The following is a 17,616-nucleotide window of genomic DNA, read 5'->3' on the forward strand; positions in this document are numbered from 1 at the left end:
CGCCCCCTGATCCTTGAGGCTTCCGCTCTGCTGCTCCCGTTCTCGGTTTCGAGGGATTAACCCACTGGTAGTAGTGTTGTGGTTGAGTTCCCTTTGGCAACCTTTGGGTCTCCTTACTGTTTGTGCCTACTTTGTAGGCAAAGCGTTGTGAGATCTGCTTGTCGGATGGGGACGCCCGGGATCGAACCGGGCGCCTGGAAGGTGGCTCCGGGCGTGAAGGGGACGGATGACAAGCAACAGCAGCTTGCGCGTTGGCGAATCACGGCGCCTGGTCCGCTCCAGCGGATCGGATGACGGCACCCCGCGGCCTCGCGAGGTTGCCGTTGGTGCTGGTTTAGGAGGATTCGCAGCTATTGTTCTGCTTGTTGTCTCGGCTGTCCTATCGGGCGGCGGGCAGCACGCGGCGACCGTGGCCCGTCCTGGCGCATCAGGTGAAGGGACGGCCGGAGTGGCAACACCCGTACCCGATGTCGTGGGTCTTCCCGGACAGGACGCACGGGACGCGGTGGCGACGGCATCGGCCATGGCCACGCGACCGCCAGCCCACTCGGATGACGGCCCAAGGATGGCGGCGGCCGGCGCGACGTCCGTGTCTGTACCGGTTGAAGCACCGACACCGCCGGCTGGCCTCGGTCCGCGCAGCGACGAGCCGATGGGCTCAGGGAGCACCGTATCGACCGTGGCGCCCACCCCGGCGGTGCCGCCCTCGGTGTCCCCAGAGCCAGGCACGACAGCTGGTGTGGCCGTGCTGATGCGGGGGAGCGACTCGTCCAGCCCGGCTTCGCCGGGGCCCGAACCGGCTCCTTCCTGCCCGGAAGATTCCAATTTTGCCGGATCTCTCCTGCGTTCCCTGGGTCTTGCGCCCTGCGTTCCCTGATCCCGGTAGATGGCTGTGGGATGAAGCGCGGGTGGTGCTCCCGTGGAGCACAACCCGCGCCCTCGCCGTCTGCCACCGGTTGCCCGGCTGGCCGCGGCGTGCCGTACCCTTAGAGGGGATTTCCCGAAGGGCGTCGTGTCGCCTACCGGGGGCGTAGCTCAATTGGCAGAGCACTGCCTTTGCAAGGCAGGGGTTCGGGGTTCAAATCCCCGCGTCTCCACCAGAGTTGCCATGTTTGAACCCCGGTTGATCTTGGTCGACCGGGGTTGATCTTTTTCGATGGGAAGCGGGCCGTAGGGCCGCTGCTGGGGCATGCGGCCGGCGAGGCTCGGCGCCTGCCCGTGTGGGCCGGGGTCGTCGTCGTGCCGGTCGGTCTCCGCCGCGTTCTCAGGATCTTGGGTGTCCTCGATGAGGCTTCGTGTCTCACGGGCGAGACGGACGTCGAGATCCTCGGCGAGGAGCTGAGCGAGGGGGCTGCACGGATCAGCGCCCGCGAGGGTGTGTCCCAGGACGTAGAAGCGGTGGAAGGTGGCCTGGTTGAGCTGCTGTTTCACGCTGTCGGGCGCGGTGCGGTAGAGCGTGTGGCTGTCCTCGCAGAGCAGCATGATTCGGTCGATGGCGTCTTCAATGGTCTTCCACTGAGCCTGGCAGGTGTCGAGGACCCGGCGGGCGGCGTCGAGCGCGCGGCGTAGCCGCTCTTGTTCCTCCTTGAAAAGATCTTCGTCGACTGTGTCATTGAGGTGAAGACGTAGGAGCTTGCGGCGTTCCTCGTCCAGGCTGATGATTTTCTTCTTCTGGCGGGTGGCTTCGGCGTGGCCGTGGGTGGCGATCGTGCGGGCGGCGGCGACCACGAGGCTGCGGATGTGGGCGCGCTGGGTGTCGGTGAGGCTGACGCGGGTCCACCATTGTTCGACTTCCCGTTCGACGAGTTCGACGCGGACGTAGGGCTGGGTGCAGGAACGGGTGTCGCGTTGGCGGCCGAGACAGTAGAAGTATGGGTAGATCCCGCCCCATCGGCCGGTCGCGTTGATGATTCCCATCCGGGAGCCGCACTCTCCGCAGAACAGCGATCCTTTCAAGTGATGGAAGTGTCGCTGTGGTTTGTCTCCGGTTTTATTCCGTGCCCGAAGAACGGCTTGAACCTGGTCGAACGTCTCGCGGCTGATGAAGACAGGGTGGCGTCCGTTCTCGTAGAGAACGCCGTCGAACCGGACACACCCGATGTAGTAGGGGTTGGTGAGTATCTTGTGGACGTGGGATTTGTTCAGGGGCCGTTCCGGGTATTTCGTGGTGGCGCGGTTGGTCAGGCCTCGGGCCTGGAGGGCTGTGGTCATGCTGGCGAGGGTGTAGCGGCCGGTGGCGAATTCCTCCCAGGCCCATCGGACGTGTTCCCACCGGTCGGGGTCAAGGCTGATTGATCGGATTTCTCGGCCGTCGAAGCGTTCACGGATGTTGAGATACCCGATGGGTGCCAGGCCGGGTGTTCCGCCTTTGCGGGCTTTCTCGGACATCTTGAAACTGATGTCCTTCCCGCTGGCAGCGGACTGGAACTCGTTGACCGACGACAGGATGCCGTGGACAAGCATGCCGACCGGTGACTCGTCGATGTTCTCCGTCGCGGAGACGAGTTGGACACCGAGACGTCGTAGCGCCATGGAGAAGATCGCGTCTTCGTAGCGGTTACGAGCAAAACGGGACAGCTGGTACACGATGACCATGTCGACGTCACGCTCGCGTTCGATCCGGTCGAGCATCTGACGGAACGCTTCGCGCTTCTCCAGGTCCTTGTAGGCGGACCTGCCGGGTTCGATGTACTCGCCGACTACGTCGGTGTTGAGCTGCTGGGCCTTTTCACGGGTCTTGCGTCGCTGCGCGGGTAGCGAGATGCCTTCGGGGTCGTAGTCGGTGTTGACCTGATCTTTCCCTGACACGCGCAGATAGAGGATTGACCGCAGCCGTCGCGTGCCGTCGCCGACAACAGGGACTGGCTTGGCGGTCGTCATACTGGTAGGAAGGTCCAGCGGTATGTCACGTTGCGGACGGGTCACGGCTGCGGCTCCTGTTCATCGTGATGCGGATATGTCGACTCGGGCTGCTCCGTGGGAGTTTTCGGCGCGGGGTCGCGTTCGCGTACCGGGTATCTGCGACAGATATCCTTGAACAGCGCCCGGAGTTCGTTGGTTGCCTGGTCGGGCATCTCGTACTTCGCGGCAAGGTAGGCGGCGAATGTTGGAAGTGTTTCCGGAGGGATGTAGCCGGCGAGCGCGAACAGGTCTGTGTGGTCGATGCCCAGGACGTGCGCGATGCGTTGGAGGGTGCCGGGTGCCGGGTGGTGGTAGTCGCCATACTCGACGCGGGAGAGATAGGAGTGGCTCACTCCCGTACGTGCGGCCAGTTGTCGCAGGGACAGCCCCGCTTCCTGTCGTTTCCTGCGCAGATATGCACCGAGCGTCACCGCGTCGGACAGGCGTTCGTCCGGATCATCGATCGGGGTCATGGGCGTCTTTCCTTCCTCGTCCCACGACACGATAAAAGATCACGGTTCGTTTTGTAAACAGTCCTGTCCTGGTATCACTGTTGGCCGCTGCTACTGGGCTCGGTGCGGCGGTTCTTGGTCGGGCGGAGCCGGTTGCGGCGTGTGGGTCGGATGTTCCGCGCGTCAGTGGACGATGCTGTGTTGTCGATCGTCATGTCTGTAGCCCACAGCAGCAGTGCGCCCGCGAACACGCGAAGATCAATTTCTTTGCGCGGATGGGCAACAACGATGACGCGAGGGCGTGCCAAGCCGAAAACCTCCGGACTGGAGAGGCAGGAAGCAAAGGGAGCGGCACAGGTGGTCGCGTGTATCGGCAGGGGCGTCCGCACGGTTGTCTGACGCTTGGCCGGTTGCTTTGCACGGGCGTGGCCCCGGGGTGTCGGGCTGTAGCGTGTAGCGGCCGGGTGGGGTGCCGGTGTGGCTCCGGGCCGGGTTTCGGGGGTGGACCGCCGGGTGCTGCTACCTGCTACAGCCGACTGTTTGCGCTGGTCGGAAGGGGTGCGAGGGTAGCGGGGGTTGTAGCGTTGGCGCTACAGCGACCCGGTGCGTGCTACCCGTCGCTGGCCGGGTCGGCACGCCGGACGGCGGCCGTGATGTCGGTGGCGCGGGCGCCGCGGCGGACCAGACCGCCGGCACGGACGTTCGCCGAGGGCACCCCGAGATCACGTAGCTGTGCGCTGATCGCATCGGCGGTGATGTCGGTGTAATGCTCCGGGAAGCGGGTGGCCAGCCGGGCGGCGAGGTCGGCCCAGTGCAGCCCGGATTCACCGGGCGCAAGCAGCGTGGCGACATCGGCGAGCACGTTACGGGGCGTGCGGACGGTGGTCTGTCCGGCGGCGTGGCCCGACAGGGTGCCGAGTCGTTCGCGGAGTGCCCGGCCGGTGGTGAGGATCTTTTCGGCGTCCTGGGCATCGGCCAGGAAGGTCCGGACGGTCGGGTTGGCCTCGCTCGCTCCGCGCAGGATGCCGACGCCTTTGTACTGCGGGAGCAGGGTGGAGGAGTCGAGCCCTTCGGAGTAGGCACCGGCGCCCAGGACAAGGTCACTGACCTGCCAGGAGCCGGTCCGTAGCGCGAAGCGGATGAGGTGGTTGTCCCGGAAGTCGGTGAACTTCCGGGCGACGTCGCCCCCGCTGCCGATCCCGGAGGGACGTTGGGTGGCGTCGCCGAGCAGGACACCGGCGGCGGGGGCGACCCGGACAAGGTAGACGAGCAGGTCGGCTATCTCCTGGTCGGCGGCTGGGTTGCCGGTGTTGAAGTACTCCTGGAACTCGTCGAGCAGCAGGAGGTGAACGGGCATGCCGTAGTCGAGGTTACGGGCGATCGCCCGGGTGAGTTTGCCCTCCGGGCAGACGTCGGACGGCAGGTCGGACAGGCGCACGTAGCGTTGCCGGACATCTTCTTTGATCGCCCGTAGCGTGTCGATGAGCGTTTCGACGGGGTCGCCGTCACGGGTCGGGGCGAGCCCGAAGGAACACCGGTCCGCGACCAGGGCGAAGCGTCGCCAGTCGGGTTTCCCACCCCCGTCGAACACGCTGATCGTCACGTACGGGTCGAGCGCCGCGTATAGCGCCAACGCGCGCAGGGCGAAGGTTTTACCCTGCCGGGGCTGCGCACCGACGAGGATCGAGGTGAACATCAGGTCGATGGTGACCGCGCTGCCGCGTTCGTCGACGCCGAACGGCGCCGGTGTCCAGATGTCGGTGGGTGTGCAGGCCAGTAGCGGTGTGCGTCCTGCCGGGACGGCGAGGGGATCACGGTCGGCGACCCACAGCCCGTGCCGGCGGTGCGAGGTCGGGTCGCGGGTCAAGAACACCTGTGCGGTCGCGACGTCCAGTCCGGAGGCGATCGCGTCTCGGGCGCGGACCGCGTCGCCGAAGCCCTTCCCGTAGGGGAGGTCGACCAGGACGCGGGAGCCTTCGCCGTCGCGCGACATCGGGGAGCCGAACTCGATCTGTTGGCCGGGTTTGTCCGGCATGCCGAGTCGCGCGGCGTAGTAGGCGCGTAGCACCACATCGGCTGTCAACCGCCGGTAGCGGGGGGTCACCACCGCGGAGGGCAGGAGCGGACGACCAGCGGGCCGTCCGAACCGGGCCAGGACGACAAGTGCCGTCCCGCCGAGAAGCAGCGTGACCAGCCACGGCAGGACATCGACGACAGCAGGTAGCCAGAGCAAGCCCCATCCGAAGGCGAAGAACTCAACGGCGAGCGTCAGGCCGCGTCGTAGGCGGGTGGCTCGGACCTCACGGTGCAGCTTCAGCCAGGAAGCCGGGTCAGCGGCCTCGGCGGTCGTGTGCAGCAGGACGGCGGCCTCGGTGCACCACCACCAGCGGCGTTGCCTGTCGATCAGACGAGCGGCGCCGACCGCTGCCGTCCAGGTGGTCAGCAGCGTGTACCAGGGCAGCCGGACGGCGTGGAACGCGGCCACATGGGTGAGATGCCCGGCCGTGTGCCGCACGGTCGGCGCCAGGGAGCCACGGCGCAGACCGGACGGGATGATCGGCTGGCGTTCGCCGTCGGACCACCGTCGACCGGTCGCCGTGGTGTCGGCGATGTCGACCGGTACCGGCCGGGCGGTCGGGTCGGGTACAGCGTCCAGGGGTATGTCGTAACTCGACGTGAAACGGATGGATCCTGTCGGCTCCGGAGACGCCGCGGGCCGGTAGGGCTCCACAAGCTGCGAGCCGCCATCGCTGGTCGCGTCGGTGTCGGGCGGGCCGGTCGTGGCTCCGTCGTGCGGCGGGGTCGGGGATGTGGCGTGGTAGCCGGTCAGGTCGGGCAGCCACCCGTCGGGTCGATCGACCGGGACGGGCAGCCGGTCGGTCGGCGAACCGGGATCGGCCGGCACCAGTGGCGCGCGGGGGTCGTCAGTCGTCATCGTGGCTCTCCATTGACCATCTGTTGGCTCCGGCGAACAGGTCGAGCACGAGGGAGGTGTCCATCCACGCTCCTGTGATGGCAAGCGCATCTGGTGGATAGGGTGTGCCGGGCGCACGAAAGGAACCGCACGGAAAGAACGAGGAATGACGGTTTTTTCATCGGGCGCCCGGCACTCGTGGATGGTTCAGGTCACGGTGCGATATCGGGAATCAGCCGGGAAAAATGACCGACGGCGAACGACAGGGCATCGGTGATTTCTTGTCGCATGACGGCGGCCGTGCCGGACGCGGCGAGGTAGTAACCGACCACGACACACAGGATTCCGGCGAGCAGTGAAAGACGGCGTGAACGCGCCGCAAGGGCCAGTGGAAGAACAAGGGCAGCGAGTCCCAGAAGAGCAGTCACGGGACAGCCCGCCTTTCGGAAGAGAAAAAGGGAGTCGTGCCGGGAAGGTGAAACAGGCCGCGGGGTGTCAGCCGTGGGTACGCGGGTTGTCCGGGTCCAAGCCGGGCATGCGGGCGGCATCGGCCGACTCCAGGTCGATGTCAGGAGTGGCGTTGTCCGTGCCGGGCGTGCCGTCGCTGGTCCCGGCGTCGGCGTCGCGGGCGGTGGTGTAAGCGTTCCAGGCTCGGTTGCTGGCCCGGTAGGCGCGGGTGGAGTCGTTCGCGGCGATGGCGAACAGGCGCCACCAGGCCGCCCGTTCGGTCGGGTCGTCGCACTGCTCCGCGTGGGTGCTGACATGCTCGAGCAACCGTGCGGCGATGTCGACGCGGACGCTGGCACGCCTGGTCCGGGCGCGCAGGTCAGCGATGGTGAGCTCCGGCCGGTTCAGGTTGTCTCCCTGCGGAGGCTCCCCGGTCAGCGCGCCTGCTACCGCGGCATCACGGGCGTACTCGGCGACCGCGAACGCCTGTGGTGTCAGCGTGGACAGATGCTCGCTGACCATGCCCAACGCGGCCGACACGACCGGATGATCGGTGTCTAGCCGTATCTCGTGAACGAGCGTGGACAGGCGGAACAGATCGTCCAGGTGCGTCGATGCGCGTTCGGCCCGGTTGCGCAGGTCGTCGGCCGTGATGAAAGAAGCGTTCAGGCCGTCATCGGCTTGAGTCATACGAACATCATCTCTTTCTTAAGATTCCTCGGGTTTCTGTCGTCGCGGTCGGCGCTTTCCGAGAGGGTTCAGCGAAGCTGGTTGACCGCCCAGAAAACGGTGACGACGAGGATGCCGACGAGCAGGAACGGCAGGATGGTCGGGAGGAGTTCAACAAGCACCCATTGGAGGCCGGTGAAGAAAAGAATGAGGGCTGCGGTGCCGGCAATCCAACGGGTGATGGTCCCCAGTGGCGACCGATAGTAGTAGCGCGGCATGGGAGAATCTCCAGGTCGTGAGCAGGCGTCGGCCGGGTCCAGACGGCGCGTCCGGTTTTCTTTCGTCGGTTCGCGGTCGTTCCGTAGCGGCCTTTGTGGACACTGCCTATGGTGCTCCGGTCACCTGCTGGAATTCACCGGGTGAAACCGCTTGATTCCTGCTGGGATAGCGCCGGGGAACGGCGGAAAGATGCGGGGAAAGTGCGGGGCGAGGTGCGGCGGGACTGCTGGAGAAGTGTGGGGAAACCGCTGGCCGCGGGGCATCCGCCCAGCTCAGGGTGTCTGCCCGTCCGGCCGGGCAGACGCGGCGGCGACCGGCGTAGAAGGCCGGTAAGTGGACGCTGTCGTCGGTAAACGGCGCCAAAAGTGGTGGTTGGGCGCCAAACATGGCATACTTCTGTGCTGTCCCGGACGGAATACGTCCCCCGGCACGGTCCGGGACACCGCGAGTCCTCAGGAAGGAGGCGAACCGACGGGGGACGCCGCTGGGGGCCACGAAGGCCCCTGTCGACACCCGATGCACACACCGCCCGTTGACTTCGACGAGCTCCGCACCGAACTACGGCGCGCGCTGCGCCACGGCGCCCGCGCCCGTTCGCTTCTGGATCATCCAACCCTCGTCGATGTCCTCTGCCCGGTCCCGACTGGCGCTGATCGCCACGTCGCGGAACGGGCGTTGGAGGCTTCCAACCTGATCGCGCAGGCGGTCGACGCTCTCGACTCGCCGGTTGACCGCATCATGTCGATCATGTTGTGTCTCCGGACGGGCACATCCGGGATGACCCTGTCGAATCGTCGCCGACATGCCGCTGACGTCTTGGAGATTCAGCCGGTGACGTTCCGGTCGGAACGGCGCTATGAGCAGGCGTTCGTGACCGAACTCGCGCTCGAGATCTACCGGCGGATCCGGGGGCTCGACTGAGGAACGGGGCCGCTCCCGTACAGGAGCGGCCCCGTCGCGCGTATGACGGGGTCAGCGGCTGGCGGCCCAGCGGGCGATGTGCGCGGTGACGGTGTCGAGGTCGGTCCGGGGCCGGCGGGTCTGCCATACCTGGTGGGCGGCGGTGAGCTTGCCGACGAGTTTGTCGAGGAGTGCCTGTCGCTGCCCGGCGGGCAGCGGGGGGCCGGTGAGCAGTTTGGTGTAACGGACGGTGTCGACGACCGCGGACTTCACGCGTTCGTGGGCGAGGTAGATCGGGAGGTCTGTCTGCCAGCCGTCGGACGCCGCGCCGGGCACGGCGCGCGCCCAGCGGTCCAGGAGGGTGTTGTGCTCGTCGGGCTGGTAGGCGGTCTTGTGGAGATGGACGGCGAGATCATAGACAGGGTCGCCCCACAGCGCCAACTCCCAGTCAAGGAAATAGGTCCGCCCATCCGCAAGGATCATGTTCTTGCGGTGGATATCGGTGTGCAGGAGCCGGAACGGCCGGGGCCGCAACCGGGCCCAGCCGTGTCCGATCGTGGTGAGGGGTTCGACGGGCATGCCGAGGTCAGCGAACAAAGCGCCGAACGCGGGCAGAAAACGGGTGTGGACGTCAGCGGTGACCGCGGACAGCCGGCCGGCGAACCCGCCGGTGTCGCCGTCGGCGGGCCAGCCCGGTGGGACGGCCGGTATGCGGTCGCGGGGGATGGCACCGAGCTGTCCGAACAGGTCGGCGACGTCGTCGAGGACGTGGGACGGGACACGGACCCCGCGCGGGGCGAGATCGTCGAGGAGCTGCCCGTCGATGAACGCATGGACCTGGAAACGGGGGTCGTCCTGGGTGTGCAGGAGCCGGGGGGCGTGGGCGACCCTGGTACGGACGGCGCGCAGCACCGCGGGTTCCGCCCAGATGGCCAGGTCCATCACGTCGCTTCCCGGGATGGGAATACGGACGATCACCGGGCCGGTCGGGGTGTCGAGCCGGACGTTGTCGTGGTAGAAACCCGACGCCGCCTCGGTGCGGGCGAGCGCCGCCCGGTACAGCTCGTCGGGTGTCCAGACGTGGCCGTCGAGGATCTCGGCGGTGTAGGCACGCAGGGGCGTGTCGATCGCGTCGAGGGTGCTACGGGGCTGTATCGCCGTTCGGGCCCGGCCGGCGGCGGCGGTGACGGTGGCGTCGGTGATCCCCAGACGGTTCAGGGCATGGGCGGCGAACAGGATAATGGTGGGGTAGACATCGGCGGCTTCGAGTTCCTCGACGGTGTGGCGCAGCGCGGTGACGGCTTCGTCCATCCAGCCGCGCCGGGCGTGCAGCAGCCCGGTGTAGAGCTCGGCGCGGGCCCGGCCGGAACGGTACCCGGCCTGGTCGAGGACGTCGCGGGCGGTGTGGAGCGCGGCGTCGGCCGCGTCGAGGTCACCGAGCCGGAGCCGGGCGACGGCCAGCGCGGTGTAGGCCTTGCCGAGTTCGTGGCGGGCACCGATGTCGCGGTGGACTGCGATGGCTCGGGCCGCGGCGTCGATCGCCTGGTGGGCGTCGGTGAGGCAGAGGAGTTCCGCGCGGTTGGTGTCCAGGTCGGCGAGACCGAGGGTGCTGCCGGAGGCCTGGTAGAAAGCGGTGGCTTCGTCGAGGTGGCGGCCGGCGGTCTCGACGTCGAACGCGAAGCGGGCGGCGAGGTGACGTAACCGGGCGATATGACCGCGGAACTCGGTGTCGTCGGTGGGGGTGAGCGCGTCGAGGGCGTCGGCGAGGGCATCGGCGTCGCGGAAACGGCCCTGGGCCATGTGCAGGTCACAGGCCCACAGCCCCGCCTGTAACCGGGGCGCGCCGGTGGCCTGCTCCCACACCCGGGTGAACAGCGCGAGAGCGGTCCGGGTGTCCCCGGCGATGCGCTGGCCATGGGCGGCGGCGACCGCGAGGCGGGCGCCGACCGCCGCGGTGAGGTCGGCCGCGGCGGCGGGCCCGACGGCGAGACGCAGCGCGGTGGGGGCGTGGCCGAGCCGGACAGCGGCTTCGGCTTCCAGGCACACCAGCGTGTCGGGTAGGTCACCGACATCGCCGGGTGATCCGAGTGTCAGCCGGGTGCGCAGGTCGTTGGTGAGCCCGGCGGCGGCGCTGTGACCGCCATAGCGCACGGCCCGGTCGGCGTAGTCGAGTAGTTCGGCGCCGCTGATACTGCCGGCGGCCAGGCCGTGGAAGACCGCTTCGCGTAGCGCCCGGGCATGCGCGGGCCCGTCTCCCTCGGCGGTGAACGCAGTGGCCCGCTGGTCCCACAGGGCGCGCAGGGCGGTATGGACGTCGTGGGTGACCCCGACGGGCAGGCGGGCGGCCAGGGCCGCGCTCATGAGCTGGTGGAAACGCAGCGCGTCACCGGCGGGGTAGACGAACGAGTACGCGGTCAGGGACTCCCAGGCGAGCCGGTCGCCGGGCAGGTGGAACCGCACGGTCAGCAGCCGGAAGACCTCGTAGTCGAACAGCCGGGCCGGGCTGAGGACCTCCATGGTCCGGATCTCGTCGGCGGCGACGTGCTCGAGGAACCGGGCGAGGATCTGCGACTGAGACCGCGACACGGCCGTGTGGTCGGTGCCGGCGGTCTGCTCGTAGGTGTCGACGGCCAGGTGGAGGTAGAACGGCAGGCCCGCGCTCGCCTCGGCGACGGTGCGCTGGTGGGCCGGGTCGGTGATCCCACCGGTTTCGAGCAGGGTGAGGCGGGCGGCCATCGGGAGGCCGTCGATATCGTGTTCCCGCACGACGTCGGCCCATTCGGAGTCGTCGGTCTCCCAGCGCAGCGGTTCGCGGCTGGCGATGACGACCAGTCCGGTGTCCAGCTGGGCGCACAGGTCCCGTAGCCAGCTGTCGGCCAGGTGCGCACGGCCGGACCGGATGGGCGCGGGGACCAGCGCCTCGTAGCTGTCGATGAACAGCACGTATGACGTGTCGGTGCTGCTGTCGCGTAGGTCGGCGGCGAACAGGTAGGTCACGGCGTCGGCGAGGTCGCTGTTCGGTAGGTCGTCGAGGGTTTGCAGGGTGCTGTCTCGTCGTACCCGCATCCGGCGGCGGACGTCGGACGAGCCGCGTTCCAGGATCCGGACCAGACCACGCGCCGTGCCGAAGAACGGGAGGCCGGCGACCGTGTCGATGACGTCGGTGAGAATGGAGCTGCCGTCCAGGAACGGCAGCTCGGCTTTGTCCAGCCGTAGGTGCGGGTGGAGGCGTTGCCACAGCACGGTGTAGGCGATGTCGAACCGGTCGAAGTGGACGCCCTGGGTGCCGAGGTCGCCCCGGAGTACCGCGAGGGCGTCTTCCTGCTGGCGCATCGCTGGTATCTGGAGGTCGAGGGTGGCGGTGTGGTGGGTTGCGTGGGCGCGGTCGGTCAGTTCGCGCAGGAGCCGGGACTTCCCGATGCCACCGACGCCGGTGAGGTTCAGGATGCGAGGCCCGCTGCCGGGGTGTTCGAGTGCGGTGGCGAAGGCTTCGAGGATCGGTTCCCGGTCGACGAATTCCCGTTGTAAGGCGGCGACGCGACGGAATCTCGGCGCGGGGACCATGGCGCACTCCTGATGCTGGTCGGCTGTCACATGCCTGGTGCCGTTCGGCGGATGCGGGGTTTATGGAACGGGGGTTTTCGATCTCGGCCGGGGCGTGTGGGTGAACGTGGTCATTCGTCGGTGGATGGCTGATCTCGATATTTTTTGATCCATGCGCGGACTTGTTCGTCGTCCCAGACCCGGCCGCTGCGTGTTGTGCCGATAGGTGCGGGAAATGTGTCGCGGCGGCTGATCTGATCGGCGCGTTTGCGGGAGACACCGCCGAGGAGCACGGCGACGTCACTGATCGTGATCAAGACCACTGTCCCCACGCTAAGACTTCCCATGTGGGGAGTTCCCAAGGTGGAAGCCCTGGGCTAGCGTGTCGCGCATGACCATGCTCCGAGCAGCCTCGACAGCACACCGCGAACGACCGCATACTTCCCGCGGGGACGAACCGCCCTGGAGGCGCCCGTGGACGCTGCGCAGCCACCCGCTACCGGCACACTCGACCGGCGCCGCGCGCTCCTGGCAGGGAGCGGCCTCGTGACGGCTGGCGTCGTCGGCGACATACCCCAGCCGACCACTCCCGACCAGCTCCGTGGCCTCGCCGACACCCTCGACGGAGCCTTCGAGTACCTACCTGCCCGTCAGATCGCCTACCTGACGCACCACGCCGACAAGCACGGGCGGGCGATCCTCGCCGACTGCGACCGAGGGTCGCGCGACTACGTCCAGGCGTGTGCCGCTGTCGGCATGCTGGGCGCGACCAGGGCGGCGGCCCTGTTCGATCTCGGCGACCGCATCCGTGCGAACACTCTCTACGAGAAAGCGTTCGACGACCTCGGCCGGGGAGACCATCCCGTCGCCCAGCTCTGGGTGCTGGGCCGGCAGGTGATCCATGAAACGTTACAGGCCCGGCCGGTCCTCGCCGTCACCCTCGCCACGCACGCCCGGGTGTTCGCCGCCCGACACGGCCTCGATGGCCATCCCGCCTGGGCGCGGCTGCTGGTCCAGGCCGAAGCACGCGCGCTGATCGCCATACGTCAGGTCGCACGCGCCGAGTCGGTCCTGCGGGAAGCCGCCGACGTCATGACCGCGGCGCCGTCCACCCGGGTGATCGGGCTGCATCAGCAAGGTATGTCCGCCGCCGAGTTCTCCACGTCTATGGCTACCCGCTACAACGAACTCGCCGACGCCGAGCCCCGACAGGCCGACGTGTACGACGACCGTGCCCAGGCAGCTTCGTACATCATCGCCGCGTGGCCCGACCTCGACCAGGCTGGTGCGACCGGGCTGCGTTCCTACGTCCGGCTGGAACTCGCTCGGGTCGTCCTCGACGACGACCCGAAGATGGCGGCGGAACTACTCATCGATGTCGCCGACGTCTCCCAGCAGCGTCCCGTCGACCACCTGATCGGCCAGTACCACACTGTTGCCCGTACCATCGCTGACCGTGATATCGGCCTCGGCCGGCAACTCACCGACCGCCTCCGTGAATGGCGCGGACCCACCGCGGGCGGCGGCATCACCCGGCGTTTCTTCGCGTAGCCAGAGCGGTCCCGGGCCGCCACAGGGCACTGCCGGACGAGCCGGACCGGCTCTACTCGACAGGAACCCGGCGTGATGGGGGCCCTGGCCGTTTGGCCGGGGCCCCCATCACGCCGGTAGCCGTGATCCCGATTCCTGGTGCCGGGCGGCTATCGTCCGGCGGGCGGCGAGGCATTACCAGTCTCGTATCCAGTCCAAGACCGCACGTCCTTTCTGGGTCAGGACGCCTCGTTCCTCAAACGACACCAGGAAGGACCGTATCTCACCGGCGATCTCACTCCGGACGTCATTCTCACTGCAGGCGTCACCGAGTAGGCCAAGCGCGACCGCCAGCTCTTCTACCAGATCGACACGATCCGGCTCCCGGCGGTACAACACCCGGCGGATATCCGCCGCCATCACGAACAGCCGGCGGGCTTCGTCGCTCTTTCTGGCGGTCACTGAGCGTGATACAGGTCAGGGGGGTGGGGCGAAGGTAGGAGTGTCCTCATCGGAGCCGCGCCAGAGGTATTCGGTCAGCCGCCGGCCTGCCTCCCGCTCCTGGGCGGGATTGGCCGGCAACGGCCAGCGCAGCTGCTGGTAGAGGACGGTGCGGTGCTGGTCGTAGGCTGCCTCGACCAGATCGCCGAACAGCTGCGCCCGCGCCGGTACGACCAGGACCACCGCGACCGCGGCGACGGCCAAGCCGGCCGGGACGGCCAGCAGGGTGAGTGGGGCGAACGCGCAGAACAGCAGCCCCCACACCGCTGCGGTCACCGCGGCGTCGAGACCGGCGCGGGCAGCGAGCAGGTCGGCGCGGGTCGTCTCGGGCAACGCCGGCCACAGCCGGGGCCACAGGACCACGGTGTCCAGGCCGTACTTGTCGACTGGCCGGCGTTCGGCCGCTCGCAGGATGTTGCCGATCGGGGTGGGCAGGAAGTAGCCGGCCGCGGCGGGCCGGCGTCGGCGTCGGCGTTCCAGCCGGGTGTAGGCGGCCAGCTCCGCGGCATCCGGGGTAGCCGGGGGGCGGACCCGGTCGTAGGCGGTCTGCCATTCCCCTGCGTCCGCGTCGGCCCGGGTGGCGAGCCAGCCGGCCAGCCGGTGGCGCAGCGGGTCGGCCCAAGCGGGCCAGTAGCCCTCCAGCAGCCGTAGCACCGGGGTGGCGGTATGGGCGACGACGACGCCGGAGGTGGCGACGGCAAGCAGCACCGTCACGATCACTGCCGTCTGGGTGGCGGTACTGTGGCGGTCCAGCCAGGTGGTGTGGGTGCTCAGGGTGTGCAGACCACCATGATGGTAGGTCCAGGCGGCCAGTCCACCCAGCCAGAACATCAGCGCCGGGATGGACACCGCCGCCCACCGGTCGGCGAGTTTGCCGCCGGCGGCCTCCCAGAACGCGGTCAGCACGGCAGGCTCAGCCGCGGACCAGCGGGGTCTGATGGGTTGGGCAGGCCGGGACCGGAGTGGCGACGTCGGGCCGGTACCAGACATAGTCGCCCCGCGGGCAGGTGAAGCGGGCGGCACCACCGACCGGCCCGGGGTCTCCCGGGGGGATGGCCCTGCCGCCGGGGGGCTGCCGGGACAGGTAGTGAGGCTGGTGGTATGGCGGCCGGTAGTCCGGTGCGTCGCGCAGGACCTCGGCGAGGAACCAGGCGGTGTCCGCCTGGCCGTCGAGCAGCGCCCGCAGCTGACGGGCAGTGGCCGCCGGGTCGGCCGGGTCGGTGAGTTCCGCGGCGAGCTGATGGTCCAGCGCGTGGGCGGCTGCCGGGGCGAGTAGACGCGGCAGATAGGGGCGGATCGCCCGCGCCGCCTCGATCACCCCGGTGCTGTCGGTCTCCATCGGTCCCTTCTCCTGTGTGTTGGGGTGGTGTGGGTCTGGATAGCTGGGTCCGGGGGCTGGGGTCAGCCGCCGACGTGGATGTGTGACGCCCACACCGACGGACGGTCCGCCCATCGGTTGCGTAGCTGGCGGGTTGTCGTGTGTACCGCGCTGGCAATGTCACCGGTGGTGGTGATGGCGGTGTAGATGGAGCGGGTGATGTCGACGGCATGCCCGTCGCCGATCGGCCACAGTGTGCCGATCACGTGGCGGTAGCCGGCGAGCTGGAACGCCGCGGCCAGGTGGATCGCCTCGTCAGTGAGGCGTGCCCCGGGGCGGGCGGTTTCGCAGGCGGACAGGAATGCCAGCTCGGCGTCAGCGAGCCGTAGCCGGGCGACATCGACCACGCTCAGTGGCTGGTCGTGGAGCAGTAGCCGGCTGGTCGACGGGTCGCCGATTTCGGCGGTGCCGTGGCAGGCGAAGTGCGCCCACCGGGCCTGCGGCAGGGCGGCCAGTACCGCCGGCTGGGTGGCCGCGGCGCCGGTGAGCACGCTGACCTGGCCGGGGAGGTGCTTGGCGAGCCAGGTGGTCTCGACCTGGGCGCCGGGCAGGTCGGAGGCGTCGGGGGTATGTGGCATCGCCACCGCCACCATCCCCGCGCCGTCACCGTCGGCCGCCCCCGGGCTGCCTGCCGGGCTGGGGCGGCGGGCGTGGGTCAGCGCCCGGATCGTCGGGGTGTAGGAGGAGATCACCCGGTCGATGACCGTGGCGGGGGTGGGGTCGAAGCGGCTGTGGTGGTGGCCGGCGGCGTGCACCGGCAGGAATGACAGCAGCCCTGTGGTGCACCACCACACCTGCGGCCATGGCTGTCCCGGCTTGGGTGGGGTGTGGATGCCCAGGCGGTCGAGGACCGGGCCGGCCAGGCTGTCCCACAGCCAGCCGAGGACCTCGTCCAGGCGCTGGTGTCCGGCGGTCTGGGTGGTGGGCGAACCGGTGGCTGTGAGCGCGTTGAGGAAGCCGACCACCCGGTCGTACACCGCCTCCGGTGTCAGGTCGGGCAACGGCACGGGGTCGATGCCCGCGCGGGTCAGGAGCAGGGCGTGGGAGCCGAACGCGGAGACCGCGACGACCACGATCGGGCCGCGGGCCGCCAGCGCTTGCAGCTGCGCCGCGGGCGGGGGCTGTAAGAAGTTCGCGAAGCCGCTCAGCCCGCGGATCTCGGTGATCAGTCGATCGAACGCCGCGATCGCCATCTCCCGCTGCGCCCGAGTCCCCGCTGCGGCGGTAGGGCCGGCGAACGTGGCCTGTCCGGATGGCTCCTCCGGTGTTGTCCCTGCCGCCGTGGGCTCGTCGGCCCGGTCGAGTTCCTCACAGAGATCGGTAAAGCGTCTCGCCATGTCCGGGTGGCGGTCGGCGAGCGCGGTCACGTCGGTGCGGGTGTCTAATGCTTGGCCCAGCAGCACGCCCCGTCCCTGTTCGAACAGCTCCACGGCCCGGTCGGTCGCGCCCGCCTGGGCGCAGCAGGCCGCCGCGTCCGCGGCCAGCCCGCCCATCGCAGCCAGTAAATGTTCCCGGTCGGCGCGCGTGAGGCTACGTGGTACCACCCGGGCCAGCATGCCGACCGCCGCGTCGAACCCCGCCATTGCCTCAGCCCATCGCCCCCCGGCTCCAGCGGCATGCCCCCAGCCGCGTGCCGCTGCCGCCCGCACCCGCGGCGAGGCAGCCTCGACCTCCACCGCGGCCCGGCCGGCGGCGATGGCGGCGTCGAGGTCGGCCAGCTCCCCGGTCCGCCCGAACCGGTTCCGCAGGGCGCCGCCGAGGTTGGACAGGTACATGGCGCGGTCGGGGTGGTCGGTGGGAGTGGCCTCCACCGCGGCCCGGCCGGCGGCGATGGCGTCGTCGAGGTCGGCCAGCTCCCCGGTCCGCCCGAACCGGTTCCGCAGGGCGCCGCCGAGGTTGGACAGCCATCCGGCGCGGTCGGGGTGGTCGGTGGGGGTGGCCTCCACCGCGGCCCGGCCGGCGGCGATCGCCTCATCGAGATCAGCCCGCTCACCGGTCCGCTCAAACCGGATGCGCAGGGCGATGCCGAGGTTGGACAGCCATCCGGCGCGGTTGGGGTGGTCGGTGGGGGTGGCCGCCACCGCGGCCCGGGCGGTGGTGAT

At 69.0% G+C, this 17,616-nt stretch carries 14 protein-coding genes, 1 tRNA gene and 1 pseudogene; 4 read left to right on the forward strand and 12 right to left on the reverse strand.

The annotated features are described in order from the left end of the window. Positions 1–1,024 precede the first annotated feature (1,024 nt). Positions 1,025–1,100 (forward strand) — tRNA-Ala (locus tag MJ797_RS12535). Between the two features lie 139 nt (positions 1,101–1,239). Then, complete coding sequence (locus MJ797_RS12540; RefSeq protein ID WP_239334517.1) at positions 1,240–1,569, forward strand: hypothetical protein; 330 nt, start codon at positions 1,240–1,242, stop codon at positions 1,567–1,569. A gap of 276 nt (positions 1,570–1,845) precedes the next feature. On the opposite strand, the pseudogene MJ797_RS27480 reads toward MJ797_RS12540, so the two are convergent. The 6 genes and pseudogenes from MJ797_RS27480 to MJ797_RS12570 form a co-directional block, all read right to left on the reverse strand. Further along, a pseudogene (locus MJ797_RS27480) lies at positions 1,846–2,880 on the reverse strand (recombinase family protein); the annotation flags it as partial. A gap of 41 nt (positions 2,881–2,921) precedes the next feature. Beyond that, complete coding sequence (locus MJ797_RS12550; protein WP_239334519.1) at positions 2,922–3,374, reverse strand: helix-turn-helix domain-containing protein; 453 nt, start codon at positions 3,372–3,374, stop codon at positions 2,922–2,924. A 589-nt stretch (positions 3,375–3,963) separates the two neighbouring features. After that, positions 3,964–6,288 (reverse strand): cell division protein FtsK, encoded by a 2,325-nt coding sequence (locus MJ797_RS12555; RefSeq protein ID WP_239334520.1) that lies wholly within the window; start codon positions 6,286–6,288, stop codon positions 3,964–3,966. A 191-nt stretch (positions 6,289–6,479) separates the two neighbouring features. Next, entirely contained in the window at positions 6,480–6,695 is a 216-nt protein-coding gene (locus MJ797_RS12560; RefSeq protein ID WP_239334521.1) for a hypothetical protein, read from the reverse strand. Between the two features lie 67 nt (positions 6,696–6,762). Next, positions 6,763–7,404: a hypothetical protein gene (locus MJ797_RS12565; protein ID WP_239334522.1), complete on the reverse strand. Its 642-nt coding sequence runs from the start codon at positions 7,402–7,404 to the stop codon at positions 6,763–6,765. 68 nt (positions 7,405–7,472) lie between these two features. Further along, positions 7,473–7,661 carry a hypothetical protein gene (locus MJ797_RS12570; RefSeq protein ID WP_239334523.1) on the reverse strand — a complete coding sequence of 63 codons (189 nt, stop codon included), beginning with the start codon at positions 7,659–7,661 and terminating at the stop codon, positions 7,473–7,475. A gap of 517 nt (positions 7,662–8,178) precedes the next feature. On the opposite strand from MJ797_RS12570, the gene MJ797_RS12575 reads away from it, so the two are divergent. Beyond that, on the forward strand, positions 8,179–8,583 hold the full coding sequence (locus MJ797_RS12575) for a hypothetical protein (protein WP_239334524.1): 405 nt from the start codon (positions 8,179–8,181) through the stop codon (positions 8,581–8,583). A 51-nt stretch (positions 8,584–8,634) separates the two neighbouring features. Here the strand turns inward: MJ797_RS12575 and MJ797_RS12580 are convergent, their stop codons facing one another. Both MJ797_RS12580 and MJ797_RS12585 read right to left on the reverse strand, forming a co-directional pair. Beyond that, a complete protein-coding gene (locus MJ797_RS12580) occupies positions 8,635–12,126 on the reverse strand; it encodes a phosphotransferase (RefSeq protein WP_239334525.1) in 3,492 nt (1,163 codons plus the stop codon). 110 nt (positions 12,127–12,236) lie between these two features. Beyond that, positions 12,237–12,437 carry a DNA-binding protein gene (locus MJ797_RS12585; RefSeq protein WP_239334526.1) on the reverse strand — a complete coding sequence of 67 codons (201 nt, stop codon included), beginning with the start codon at positions 12,435–12,437 and terminating at the stop codon, positions 12,237–12,239. A 142-nt stretch (positions 12,438–12,579) separates the two neighbouring features. On the opposite strand from MJ797_RS12585, the gene MJ797_RS12590 reads away from it, so the two are divergent. Then, complete coding sequence (locus MJ797_RS12590) at positions 12,580–13,656, forward strand: hypothetical protein (protein WP_239334527.1); 1,077 nt, start codon at positions 12,580–12,582, stop codon at positions 13,654–13,656. A gap of 174 nt (positions 13,657–13,830) precedes the next feature. Here the strand turns inward: MJ797_RS12590 and MJ797_RS12595 are convergent, their stop codons facing one another. From MJ797_RS12595 to MJ797_RS12610, 4 genes are all read right to left on the reverse strand, one after another. Continuing rightward, positions 13,831–14,097, reverse strand: a complete 267-nt coding sequence (locus MJ797_RS12595; protein ID WP_239334528.1) for a hypothetical protein — start codon at positions 14,095–14,097, stop codon at positions 13,831–13,833. Positions 14,098–14,112: 15 nt separating this feature from the next. Continuing rightward, a complete protein-coding gene (locus tag MJ797_RS12600) occupies positions 14,113–15,042 on the reverse strand; it encodes a hypothetical protein (RefSeq protein WP_239334529.1) in 930 nt (309 codons plus the stop codon). A 7-nt stretch (positions 15,043–15,049) separates the two neighbouring features. Beyond that, positions 15,050–15,475, reverse strand: a complete 426-nt coding sequence (locus MJ797_RS12605; RefSeq protein ID WP_239334530.1) for a hypothetical protein — start codon at positions 15,473–15,475, stop codon at positions 15,050–15,052. Between the two features lie 62 nt (positions 15,476–15,537). After that, positions 15,538–17,616: CHAT domain-containing protein (locus tag MJ797_RS12610; protein ID WP_239334531.1), on the reverse strand; the 2,079-nt coding region annotated here is incomplete at its 5' end.

Source organism: Protofrankia sp. CiP3, assembly GCF_917627345.1.
GTDB lineage: Bacteria > Actinomycetota > Actinomycetes > Frankiales > Frankiaceae > Protofrankia.